Below are 12,385 nucleotides of genomic sequence, written 5' to 3'. Positions count from 1 at the left end.
CGATTCACTCCACGCGGCTCTGCTCGTCCGCGCTCAGTTCGTGAATTTCCTCCTGCTCCTCAATCGCCAGGATCAGCGCCTCGGTGAAGGCGGGAATGTCGGCCGGCTTGCGGCTGGTGATCAGATTGCCGTCCACCTGCACTTCCTGATCCACCACATTCGCCCCCGCATTGGCGAGATCGGTGCGGATGGATGGCCAGGAGGTCAGCGTGCGCCCCTCGATCACGTCGGCCTCGGCGAGCAACCATGGCCCGTGGCAGATCGCCGCCACCGGCTTCCTGGCCGACACGAAGTCGCGCACGATGCGCAGCGCCTCCTGATCCAGCCGCATCTTGTCCGGATTGGAGACACCGCCTGGGATCAGCAGCGCGTCATATTCGGAGACATCGACATCGGCGAGCGTCAGGTCCGGCGTGATCGTCTGCGCCTTGTTGATGTCATGCTCCATGCCCTGGATGGGATCGGTCTTCTGCGATGCGAGCAGAACGGTAGCACCTGCGTCCATCAGCGTCTCGCGTGGCTGGAACAATTCGGACTGCTCGAAACCATCCGTGGCGATGATCAGCACCTTGGCTTCAGCGATATCGGTCATATCGAACGGGCTCCTCAATCCCTGGGGGTTTGCCTTCCCTGAACGGCGACTGCGACGCCGCGTTCCGGAACGAAGCGGGGAAACGTGTCGTTCACCGGCCAGCATGACAGGAGCCTTTCGCCCGATGACGGCCGCGAAAATCCATTATGTGGACGATAGCCAGCCCGGCATCAGCCGCCGGCGCGCCGGCCGCGGCTGGGCCTATTTCGATCCCCGGGGACAGCGGATCAGGGATCGGGCGGAAATAGACCGGCTGAATGCCATCGCCCTGCCGCCCGCCTATCGCAACGCCTGGTTCTGCCCGGATCCCTGCGGCCATATCCAGGCGACGGGCTATGACGAGAAGGGCCGCAAACAATATCGCTACCATGCCGAATTCCGCGCCGTGCAGGAGGCGGAGAAATTTGATCGCTGCGCCGATTTCGGCCGTGCCCTTCCCCGGCTCCGCGCGCGGGTCGAGGCCGATCTGGCGGGGCGTGGGCTCGGTCATGACATGGTCGTCGCCGCGATCGTCCGCCTGCTCGATCTCGGCCGGGTCCGCATCGGCAACGAAGCCTATGCCAAGGCGAACCGGAGCTTCGGCGCGACCACGCTGCGCAGCCGCCATGCCACGGTCAGCGGCGCCAGGGTGAAGCTCGAATATCTCGGCAAGTCGGGCAGGATGCAGCGGCTTACCATCCAGGACAGCCGATTGAGCCGCATCGTCCGCCGCTGCCAGGATCTGCCCGGCCAGAAGCTCTTCCAATATCTCGACGAGCATGGCGAGGCGCATCCGATCGGCTCGTCGGAGGTCAACGCCTATATACGCGATGCGACCGGCGGCGATTTCACCGCCAAGCATTTCCGCACCTGGGGGGCGAGCGTGCTGGCCTTCCGCCACATCGTCGAGGCGGCCGGGCACGGGCGGCCGTCGCTCAAGGCGATGCTCGAGCCCGTTGCCGCGGCACTGGGCAACACGCCGGCGATCAGCCGCAAATCCTATGTCCATCCCGCGCTCATCGAGCTGTGCCGCACGGGCGACGGATCGCGCATTTGTGACTTGAAGCTGCCGCGCGCCACGAAATATCTGTCCTCGCACGAGCGAGCCCTGATCGGGTTCCTCGATGTCCTGGCCGCCATGGCCGATAAACCAGCCGAGGCCGCCTAACCTCTATGACCAACACCACTGACGCCGCCCGACAGGCGGACCCGCTCCTCGCGTCCGCCGCCAATCTCCGCGATTTCTGGAATCAAGCCACGCTCTGGCTCGCCGGCCATTATCTCCAGATCCTCATCGCGATCGGCATCGGCATCGCCATCGTCCTGATCCTGCTCGGCATCCGCTCCTTCGGCCTGCGCCTGTGCGCGCGCGACGCGGGCTTCAGCCATTGGCCGACGACGATCGGCCGCGCCATCTCGCTCACCCATATCTGGTTCATGGTCGCCTTCGCCGCCAAGCTGGTGGACGGCTATGCCGCCCCGCCCCGCGCGGTCGCGGACACGATCAACATCTTCTTCACCATCGCCGCGGCGCTCCAGGCCGCGATCTGGGCGCGCGAGCTGATCCTCGGCATCGTCGAGCATCGCGCGGGCGATACGGACAATGGCACGCTCGGCAGCGCGATCGGCATCATCCGGCTGCTCGTCACGGTCGTGCTGTTCACGATCGCGGGCGTGCTAATCCTCGACAATCTGGGCGTCAACGTCACCGGCCTGATCGCCGGCCTCGGCATCGGCGGCATCGCCATCGGCCTCGCGGCCAAGGGCATTTTCGACGATCTCTTTTCGGCGCTGTCGATCATCTTCGACAAGCCTTTCCGGCGCGGCGATTCGGTGCGCTGGGATTCCACCTCGGGCACTGTCGAGGCGATCGGCCTCAAGACGACGCGCGTTCGCGCACTCACCGGCGAGGAAGTGGTGATCTCCAACACCAACCTCCTCAATAAGGAGCTGCACAATATGGCGCGGCTCGCGCGCCGCCGCCATGTTCTGACGCTCGGCGTCACCTATCAGACGCCGCCCGAGGTCTGCGCGCGCATCCCCACGCTCGCGCGCGAGATCGTCGAGGCGCATGACAAGTGCAAGCTGGTCCGCTGCGGCATGACCAACTTCAACAGCTCGAGCCTCGATTTCGAGCTTCAGTTCGATGTGATGTCAGAGATTTATGAGGAGATATTCGAGGCCCGTCACAAGGTCTGCATCGCCATATTGAAGCGCTTCAATGCGGAGGGGATCGACTTTGCCTATCCCACCCAGACGAGCTTCACCGCCGCCCCCGACGGCCGCTTCGTCCTGCCCTATGCCGCAGAGACGCGCCCGATCCACGGCCATGAGCAAAGGGGCGGCTGATTTCCCCTTCCCCTCATCCCTGCAAAGACAGGGATGAGGGTGAAAGCAGTTCTCAGAACCCGATATCGTCGAGCGAGAGCAAGCTCGCATTGCCGCCGGCCGAGGTCGTGTCCGTCGAAGTCACCCGCTCTGCCGCGAAGCGATGCAGATAATTCGGCCCGCCCGCCTTCGGCCCGGTGCCCGATAGCCCTTCCCCGCCAAAGGGCTGCGATCCGACGATGGCACCGATCATCGATCGGTTGACATAGAGGTTGCCGACCCGCGCCAGCGCCTCCACCGTCTCCGCCGCGCGCGCGATGCGGCTGTGGAGCCCCATGGTGAGCCCGAAGCCCGACGCATTGACCCGCGCCACCGTCTCGTCCAGCGCGCCCGCCTCCCAGGTCGCGACATGCAGGATCGGGCCGAACCATTCCTGGCGAAGCTCCTCGATCGCGCCCAGCCGGATCACGGTCGGCGGCACGAACAGGCCCTGACGCGGCACCTCCACCGTCTTCACCCAATTGGCCCGCATGCTCTCGCGATAGGCCATCAGCCGATCATAAGCCGGCCGGTCGATCACCGGGCCGATATCGGTTGCCGGATCGGCGGGATCGCCCACCACCAGCGTATCCATCGCGCCCGCCAGCATCTCCAGCGTCCGCCCGGCTATATCCTCCTGAAGCAGCAGCAGCCTGAGCGCCGAGCAACGCTGCCCCGCCGAACGAAAGGCGGAGGTCACGACATCGGCCACCACCTGTTCGGGCAGCGCCGTAGAATCGACCAGCATCGCATTGATTCCGCCCGTTTCCGCAATCAGCGGCACAAGCGGCCGGCTTTCTTCCTCCAGCAGCGAGCGGGCGATGCGCCTGGCGGTCGCGGTCGATCCGGTGAAGGCGACGCCCGCGATCCGCGCATCCGCCACCAGCGCCGCGCCCGTATCCGGCCCACCCGTCAGCAGCAGCAGCGCATCCGCTGGCACGCCCGCCAGATGGGCAAGCTCCACCGCGCGCGCGGCGATGCGCGGCGTCTGCGGCGCGGGCTTGGCGACCACGCTGTTGCCCGCCACCAGCGCCGCCGCCACTTGCCCCAGGAAGATCGCCAGCGGGAAGTTCCAGGGCGCGATGCAGGCCCATGCGCCGCGCCCTTCATGGCGCAGCACATTGCGCTCGCCCGTCGGCCCGGGCAGCTCCACGGGCGCCAGGCCCGTCCGCGCCTGCACCGCATAATAGCGACAGAAATCAACCGCCTCGCGCACTTCGCCGAGCGCATCGGGGATGGTCTTGCCCGCTTCCTGCACCGCGATCGCCATCAGCTCGCCGCGATGCGCCTCGAGCAGATCGGCTAGCCGCTCGAGGATCGCCGCGCGCTTGGCGAGCGGCGTCGCGGACCAGCCCGCAAAGCCGGATACAGCCCGCGTGACCACGCCCGCCACATCGTCATGGCCCTGTGCCTCCTGCCCCGTCACGCGCGCATGACGGATGTCGGAGGCGACGCCGGCCAATATCTCCCGATCCTGAAGATCAATCCCTATGCTGTTCTTCCGCGCCGCCCCGAACAGGTCGGCCGGAAGCGGGATGGAGGGATGCCGGCTGCCGCGCACCGCCGCGATCTTCTCCGCCGGATCGGCGAGCAGCTGCTCGTCGGACAGCCGCTCGTCGGCGAGCTGGTGGACGAAGCTCGAATTGGCGCCATTTTCCAGCAGGCGCCGCACCAGATAGGCCAGCAGGTCGCGATGACCTCCCACGGGTGCATAGATACGGCATCTATAGCCCTGTTCGCGAACGAGTTTCTCATAAAGCCCCTCGCCCATGCCGTGCAGCCGCTGAAACTCGAAATCGCGGCTCGCGCCCGCCCATTCGAGGATCGTCGCCACCGTCAGCGCATTATGGCTGGCAAAGGCGGGATAGATGTTGGGTGCGGCCAGCATATCCTTCGCGCAGGCGAGATAGGAGACGTCGGTCGCCGCCTTGCGCGTGAACAGCGGATAGTCGGAAAGCCCCGCCTCCTGCGTGCGCTTCACCTCGCTGTCCCAATAGGCGCCCTTGACGAGACGCACCGCGATGCGCCGTCCGGTCGCCGCCCCCAGCGCATCCGCCCATCCGATCGTCGGCCGCGCGCGCTTGCCATAGGCCTGCACCGCCATGCCGAACCCGTCCCAGCCCTTGAGCGCCGGCAGCCCGGCCACCGCGCGGATGATGTCCAGGCTCATCTCCAGCCGCTCGGATTCCTCGGCATCGACGGTCAGGCCGATCCCCGCTTCCGCCGCCTGGATGCTCAGCGCCTCCAGCATTTCGGTGAGCGCGGGCACCGATTTGCGCCACTGCGCCACCTCATAGCGCGGATGAAGCGCGGAAAGCTTGACCGAGATGGAATGGCGCGCCTCGACGCCCCCGCTTTTCCCCGCCGCCGCGCGGCCCACGGCAGCGATCGCATCGACATAGGCGCGATAATAACGTTCCGCGTCGGGATAGGTGCGCGCAGCCTCGCCCAGCATGTCGAAGCTGGCGGTGAAGCCGCGATTCTCGCGCCTGTCCATCCGGCCGATCGCCTCGTCGATGGTGCGGCCCATCACGAATATCTCGCCCATCATCCGCATGGCCGCACCCACCGCCTGCCGCACGAAGGGCTCGCCCGCGCGCGCGATCAGCCGCTTGAGCGCACCCGCCTGCCCGCTGTCGCTCACCAGCGCGCGGCCGATCACCAGGCCCCAGGTCGCGGTGTTGACCAAGCTCGAATGGGATTTTCCGCGATGCGCGCGCCAATCCGCATCGCCCAGCTTGTCGGCGATCAGAAGGTCCGCCGTCTCGGGATCGGGCACGCGCAGAAAGGCTTCGGCGAGCGAGAGCAGCGCCACGCCCTCCGAGCTGTTCAGCCGATATTCCTGCAGGAACTGGTTCACCCATCCTTCGCGCTGCGCCACGCGAAGATCGGCGAGCAGGTCGAGCGCATGGCCGACCACGCGGGCGCGCGTGCCCGAATCGAGTGTCGCGTCGGGCAGCAGGCGCGCCAGCACCTCGGGCTCGGGCGCGCGGTGCAGCGCCCGCAATTCGGCCAGCAATTCAGGGCGTATGGCGGAAGAATCGATCGTCATTCATGGTCTCCGGCGGCGCCCGCCGATCCATGTCGGGGGCGTCCATCATGGCGCCCCTATAGGCTGTCCCGTTCCGAAATGAAGGTGGACCGAAAAGGCGAAACTCAGCCGCCCCAGAAGCCGGGGTCGTGCGGCATCATCGTGCCGCCGTCGAAGCGGAAGCCACCCGGCCGATCCTTGGCCAGCAGCAGCGGCCCGTCCAGATCCACCCAGCGCGCCTGCTGCGCCAACAGGAAGGCCGGCGCCACGCCGAGCGAGGTGGAAAGCATGCAGCCGACCATGATCTCCAGCCCCGCGGCCCGCGCCTCGGCAGCGAGCGCCAGCCCTTCGGTCAGCCCGCCGGCCTTGTCGAGCTTGATGTTGATCGCCTCATATCGACCGATGCAGCGGGCGAGGTCGCTCCGGTCCTGGCAGCTTTCGTCGGCGCAGAGCGGGATGGGCGATGTCACGCCGTCGAGCAGATGATCCTGCCCGGCTTTCACCGGCTGCTCGATCAACTCGACGCCATAGCGAACGAGCGCCGTAGCCTCGGCCTCCACGTCGCGTCCGGTCCAGGCCTCGTTGGCATCGACGATCAGCCGCGCCTCAGGCGCGCCTCGGCGGACCGCCGCCACCCGCTCGATATCGCCCTCGCCCGCCAGCTTCAGCTTGAGCAGCGGATAGCGCCCACCCGCCTTGCGCGCATCCGCCTCCATCCGCTCAGGGTCACCGAGCGATATGGTGAAGGCGGTCGTCACCGCGTGCGGCAGCTCAAGTCCCGCCGCGCGCCAGGCCGGCCGGCCGCTCCGCTTCGCATCCAAGTCCCATAGCGCGCAATCCACCGCATTGCGCGCGGCGCCCTTCCCCAGGATATTGCGGAGAAGCGATCTATCTTCCGGCACCATGCCTAGCGCCGTAACGATCTGCTCAATCTGCTCCGCCGTCTCGCCATGATAATAGATGGCGGTCGCCTCGCCCCGCCCGACGACGCCCTCCGCCGCGGCCTCGACCAGCAGCGTGTCGACATGCGTCTTAGCACCGCGCGATATGGTGAAGGCGCCCGCCACCGGCCAGCGCTCGACCCGGGCGGTCAGCCTGATGCCGCTCATCCCGTGACGACGGTCGTCCCGAGCGCCTGGATCACGGCAGGCTGGTGCGTCAATATCCAGTCTTCCAGCACGGGCGCGATCATCTCGCGCCAGCGGCGGCCGTTGAAAATGCCATAATGACCAACGCCTTCGGCCAGATAATATTTCTTCAGCTTCTCCGGCAGCGCCGTGGAAATGGTCAGCGCGGCCCTGGTCTGGCCGAGTCCCGAAATATCGTCGCGCTCGCCTTCGATCGCGAGGATCGGCACATCCTTGATCTGCGCCGGATCGACGCGGTGCCCGCGATGCATCAATTCCCCCTTGGGCAATGCATGGCGCTGGAACACCTGATCGATCGTCTGCAGATAGAATTCGGCCGGCATGTCGCAGACGGCGCGATATTCTTCGTAGAAAGCCTTGGTCGCTGCCGCGCTCTCCTCATCGCCTTCCACCAGATGCTTGAACATCGTCCAGTGGCTGATGAGATGATTGCCGAGATTCATCGCCATGAAGCCGGTAAGCTGCAGAAAACCGGGATAAACCCGCCGGCCCGCGCCCGGATAATAAAAAGGCACGGCCACGATCACATTCTGCTCGAACCAACCGAGCGGCCGCTGCGTGGCGATGGTGTTCACGTCGGTCGGCGCTTCACGCGTGTCGATCGGCCCACCCATCAGGGTCAGCGTCGCCGGACGTGCCGGATTGCCTGCCTCGCACATTCGCGCGGTCGCCGCATAGACCGGCACCGCCGGCTGGCAGACCGCCAGCACATGCGTGCCTGGCCCGATATGCTCCAGGAACTGGACGACATAATCGATATAGTCGTCGAGATCGAAGCGCCCCTCGGAAAGCGGCACCAGCCGGGCGTCGCACCAGTCGGTAATATAGACGTCATGCCGCGGCAGCAGCCGCTCGACCGTCCCGCGCAGGAGAGTCGCATAATGGCCCGACATCGGCGCCACGATCAGCAGCTTGGGTTGCCCCTCGGGCGCGCCAGGGCGGCTGAAGTGCAGCAGCTGGCCGAACGGCTTGCGCAGGACGACTTCCTGGATCACGGGCACGCGCACGCCGCGAATGACCGTCTCGACGAAACCGAAGGCGGGTTTGCCATGAGTCGCGGCCGCGTGGGCAAAAACATTGAGCCCGGACGCGAGCAACGGTGCCGCCGCAGTATAGGCAAGCGGATTCACCGGATTCTGCATCCATTCGGACCCAACCCCTGCCATCGCGCTGGCGCCGGCGAGAAGCGACCGCTGAAACTCATAGGCATCGTACAGCACGGCAGGACTCCCTGTGATACGCATATAGCGCTCTGCCGGATTGCAGCAACGCCACGCGCCATGCTCGAAGAAAGAACCTTTGGCGAGTTGAGCCGTTCCAACCTGCCTGCTAGACGGCCGGCCCATGGCTGAAACGAGCCCCCCTACCCCCGCCTCCGGACGGAATATCGGCAATATTCTGCTGATCTGGCGCTTCGCTGCGCGCTATCCCGGCCGCATCCTGCTCGCGGCGCTTGCCATGCTGCTCGCCGCGGGCGCCACGCTGGCGATCCCGCAGCGGCTGCAGCGGATCATCGATCGCGGCTTTACCGGCGGCGGGACGGACGAGGTCGCGCCCTATTTCCATTATCTGCTGATGATCGTGGTCGTGCTGGCGATCGCGACGGCACTGCGTTTCTATTTCGTCTCCTGGCTGGGCGAGCGTGTCGTCGCCGATGTCCGCACCGCCGTACAGCGCAACCTGCTGACGCTCGCGCCACGTTTCTTCGAGGAGAATCGTCCCTCCGAAATCGCCTCGCGGCTGACGGCGGACACGTCGATCATCGAGCAGATCGTCGGCACCACCATTTCGGTCGCCGCGCGCAATCTGGTGATGGGCATTGGCGGGATCGTCTATCTCTTCACGCTGGCGCCAAAGCTCACGGCAATGCTGTTGCTCGGCATACCCGTGATCGTCCTGCCGATCGTGTTCGCCGGCCGCCGGCTGCGCGCCGTTTCGCGGCAAAGCCAGGACCGCATCGCCGATGTCGGCGCGATGACGGCGGAGACGCTCGGCGCGATGAAGATCGTGCAGGCATTCGGCCAGGAGGAGCGCGAGGCCGGTCGCTTCGCCAAGGCGGTCGAGACGGCATTCGGCACGGCGCGCCGGCGGATCGCGCTGCGCGCGGGCATGACGTCGATCGTCATCCTGCTCGTCTTCGGCGCGATCACGATGGTGATGTGGCAGGGCGTGGTCGATGTGGCGGCCGGCCGGCTGACGGGCGGCAAGATCGCCGCCTTCATGCTGACGGGGGCGCTGGTCGCGGGCGCGTTCGGCGCGCTGACCGAGGTTTATGGCGATCTGCTGCGCGGTGCCGGCGCCGCCGGCCGTCTTGCCGAGCTGCTGGTCGAGGTGCCGGATATCGCCCCTCCGGCCAATCCGGTGCCGCTGCCCGATCCGGGGCGCGGCGCGCTCAGCTTCGAACAGGTCGAATTTCGTTATCCCACCCGGCCGGACGTGGCCGCGCTCGACGATTTCACCCTGTCCATCGATCCCGGCGAGATGGTGGCGATCGTCGGCCCCTCGGGTGCCGGCAAATCCACCCTCTTCCAGCTCGCCCAGCGCTTCTACGATCCCCAGGCGGGCAGCGTCAGGATCGACGGCGTGGCGCTGACCGATGCCGATCCCGCCGCGATCCGCGCGCGCATCGCGATGGTGCCACAGGAGACCGTGATATTCGCCGCCTCCGCGCGGGACAATCTGCGCTATGGCCGCTGGGAAGCGGATGATGCGGAGCTCTGGGCCGCGGCCGAGGCCGCCAATGCCGCCACCTTCCTGCGCGCCCTGCCGGAAGGGCTCGATACCTATCTCGGCGAAGGCGGCGCGCGCCTTTCCGGCGGCCAGCGCCAGCGCCTCGCCATCGCCCGCGCGCTGTTGCGCGATGCGCCGCTGCTGCTGCTCGACGAGGCGACCTCAGCGCTCGATGCGGAGTCGGAACGGCTGGTGCAGCGCGCGCTCGATCGGCTGATGCAGGGCCGCACGACGGTCGTCATCGCGCATCGTCTCGCCACCGTGCGCGCCGCCGACCGGATTATCGTGATGGATCATGGCCGGATCGTCGAACAGGGCCGCCATGACGAGCTGGTGGCGCAGGGCGGCCTTTATTCGCGCCTCGCCCGGCTCCAGTTCGAGGGCGAGGCCGCCTGAGGATCCGGGCGAAGCCGGCTGTCTTCAGCCGGCCGCGGCGACGATCGCGTTCCAGGCCGCCTCGTCGATCACTTCGATGCCGAGGTCGGCCGCCTGCTTGAGCTTCGAGCCTGCGCCCGGCCCCGCGACCACCAGATCTGTCTTCTTCGAGACGGAGCCCGCCGCCTTGGCACCAAGCGCCTCCGCCTGCGCCTTGGCCTCGTCTCGGCTCATCGTCTCGAGCTTGCCGGTGAAGACCACGGTCTTGCCGGAAACGGGCGAGGCGTGGGTTTCGAAGATGACCGGCTGGACATCGACCTGGGCGAGCAGATCGGCGAGCACCTCGCGATTATGCGGCTCGGCGAAGAAGTCGACCAGCGCCTGGGCGACCTCGCCGCCGACATTGGCCGTGTCGACGATCGCCGCCATCTCCTTGGCGACGCGCTGGGCGAATTTGGCCTCCGGCTCCGCGAGCACGGGCGCCATCGCGTCCCGCCGGGCAACGGCCGCGTCGAGCATCGCGGTCAGCGCCTCCCAGGTCGAATAGCGGCGGGCGAGATCGCGCGCCGTCACCTCGCCGACATGGCGGATGCCGAGCGCGAAGAGGAAGCGGTCGAGCGGCGGCTGGCGGCGTGCATCGATCGCGGCGAGGAGATTGGCGACCGAGGTTTCCGCCCAGCGCTCGCGATTGATCAGCGCCTCGCGCTTTTCGTGGAGGCGGAAGATGTCGGCGGGCGAATGAATCAGGCCGTCGCGGAAGAAACCCTCGATATGGACGAGGCCCAGCCCTTCTATGTCGAGCGCATAGCGCGAGACGAAGTGGCGAAGCCGCTCGACGCGCTGGGCGGGGCAGATCAGGCCGCCGGTACAGCGATAGACGACGCCGTCCACCTCGCGTTCCGCCGCCGAATGGCATTCGGGGCATTCGTGCGGGAAGAGATAGGGTTCGCGCGCCGCGTCGGGCGTGAGATTCTGGACGATCTGGGGGATGACGTCGCCGGCGCGCTGGATCAGGACGCGATCGCCGATGCGCAGGCCGAGCCGCTCAATCTCGTCGGCATTGTGGAGCGTGGCGTTGGTGACGGTGACGCCGCCGACATTGACCGGCTCCAGCCGGGCGACGGGCGTGAGCGCGCCGGTGCGCCCGACCTGAATGTCGATCGCGGTGAGGACGGTTTCGGCGCGTTCGGCAGGAAATTTATGCGCAATCGCCCAACGCGGCGCGCGGGCGACTTGCCCTAGGCGGCGCTGCCAGTCGAGCCGATCGACCTTGTAGACGACGCCGTCGATATCGAAGGGGAGATCCGCACGGCGGGCCTCGATGGCGCGATAATGGCTGAGTAGGTCGTTATGGCCGTTGACGCGGGTGAGATCGGGCGAGATGGGCAGGCCCCGATCAGAAATCCATTGCATTACAGAAAATTGCGTTTCCGCCGGAAGATCGGACACCTCGCCCCAGCCATGCGCGAAGAAGCGCAGGGGACGCGATGCGGTGATGGCGGGATCGAGCTGGCGGAGCGAGCCCGCCGCGGCGTTGCGGGGATTGGCGAAGATTTTGCCCTTCGCCTCCGCCTGACGGGCATTGAGCGCGAGAAAATCGGCCTTGGCCATATAGACCTCGCCGCGAACCTCGAACACGTCCGGCACCGCGCCGGGGAGCGTGCGGGGAATGTCCGCAATGGTGGAGACATTGGCGGTGACATCCTCGCCCGTCTGGCCGTCGCCGCGCGTGGCGGCGCAGACGAGGCGGCCGCGCTCATATCGCAGCGAGCAGGACAGGCCATCGATCTTGGGCTCGGCGGTGAGCGCCACTTCCGCATCGTCGGGCAGGTTGAGGAAGCGGCGGACGCGGCCGATGAATTCCTCCACCTCCTCATCGGAAAAGGCGTTGTCGAGGCTGAGCATCGGCCGGGCATGCGGCACCTTGGCGAGACGGCCGCTGGGCGCGGCGCCGACCAGACGGCTCGGCGAATCGGTGCGGACGAGATGCGGGAAACGCGCCTCCAGCTCCGCATTGGCGCGAACCAGCGCATCATATTCGGCGTCCGAAATCTCGGGCGCATCCTGATCATGATAAAGCTGGTTGTGGCGCGCGATTTCAGCGGCAAGACGGGCGAGTTCGGCGGCAGCTTCGATGTCGGTCATTTCTCTCATTTCTTGGGC

Annotated in this window: 8 protein-coding genes; 3 read left to right on the top strand and 5 right to left on the bottom strand. The window is 66.8% G+C overall.

Going from position 1 to position 12,385, the window contains the following annotated elements; translation table 11 throughout:
• Positions 1-4: 4 nt before the first annotated feature.
• Positions 5-592 carry a type 1 glutamine amidotransferase domain-containing protein gene (locus tag CLG96_RS12230; RefSeq protein WP_107968266.1) on the bottom strand — a complete coding sequence of 196 codons (588 nt, stop codon included), beginning with the start codon at positions 590-592 and terminating at the stop codon, positions 5-7.
• Between the two features lie 124 nt (positions 593-716).
• Here CLG96_RS12230 and CLG96_RS12225 point away from each other — a divergent pair, with 124 nt between their 5' ends.
• On the top strand, positions 717-1,739 hold the full coding sequence (locus CLG96_RS12225) for a DNA topoisomerase IB (RefSeq protein ID WP_107968265.1): 1,023 nt from the start codon (positions 717-719) through the stop codon (positions 1,737-1,739).
• 5 nt (positions 1,740-1,744) lie between these two features.
• Complete coding sequence (locus tag CLG96_RS12220) at positions 1,745-2,920, top strand: mechanosensitive ion channel family protein (RefSeq protein WP_107968264.1); 1,176 nt, start codon at positions 1,745-1,747, stop codon at positions 2,918-2,920.
• A gap of 52 nt (positions 2,921-2,972) precedes the next feature.
• Here CLG96_RS12220 and CLG96_RS12215 read toward each other — a convergent pair whose 3' ends face one another.
• The 3 genes from CLG96_RS12215 to CLG96_RS12205 form a co-directional block, all read right to left on the bottom strand.
• The gene (locus CLG96_RS12215) at positions 2,973-5,990 is read right to left on the bottom strand and encodes an L-glutamate gamma-semialdehyde dehydrogenase (RefSeq protein ID WP_107968263.1); all 3,018 of its coding nucleotides are present in this window, start codon (positions 5,988-5,990) and stop codon (positions 2,973-2,975) included.
• A gap of 104 nt (positions 5,991-6,094) precedes the next feature.
• On the bottom strand, positions 6,095-7,078 hold the full coding sequence (gene dgcA / locus CLG96_RS12210; protein WP_107968262.1) for an N-acetyl-D-Glu racemase DgcA: 984 nt from the start codon (positions 7,076-7,078) through the stop codon (positions 6,095-6,097).
• Positions 7,075-8,337: a polyhydroxyalkanoate depolymerase gene (locus CLG96_RS12205; protein ID WP_107968261.1), complete on the bottom strand. Its 1,263-nt coding sequence runs from the start codon at positions 8,335-8,337 to the stop codon at positions 7,075-7,077. Before CLG96_RS12205 ends, dgcA begins: the two co-directional genes overlap by 4 nt.
• Before the next feature lie 124 nt (positions 8,338-8,461).
• Between CLG96_RS12205 and CLG96_RS12200 the strand changes: the two genes are divergently transcribed.
• On the top strand, positions 8,462-10,243 hold the full coding sequence (locus tag CLG96_RS12200; protein ID WP_107968260.1) for an ABC transporter transmembrane domain-containing protein: 1,782 nt from the start codon (positions 8,462-8,464) through the stop codon (positions 10,241-10,243).
• A gap of 24 nt (positions 10,244-10,267) precedes the next feature.
• On the opposite strand, the gene ligA is transcribed toward CLG96_RS12200, so the two are convergent.
• Positions 10,268-12,367 (bottom strand): NAD-dependent DNA ligase LigA, encoded by a 2,100-nt coding sequence (gene ligA, locus CLG96_RS12195; RefSeq protein WP_107968259.1) that lies wholly within the window; start codon positions 12,365-12,367, stop codon positions 10,268-10,270.
• Between the last annotated feature and the right edge of the window lie 18 nt (positions 12,368-12,385).

The organism is Sphingomonas oleivorans (assembly GCF_003050615.1).
GTDB classification, from domain to species: Bacteria; Pseudomonadota; Alphaproteobacteria; order Sphingomonadales; family Sphingomonadaceae; genus Sphingomonas_H; species Sphingomonas_H oleivorans.
This window is presented reverse-complemented; position numbering and strand designations above follow the sequence as displayed.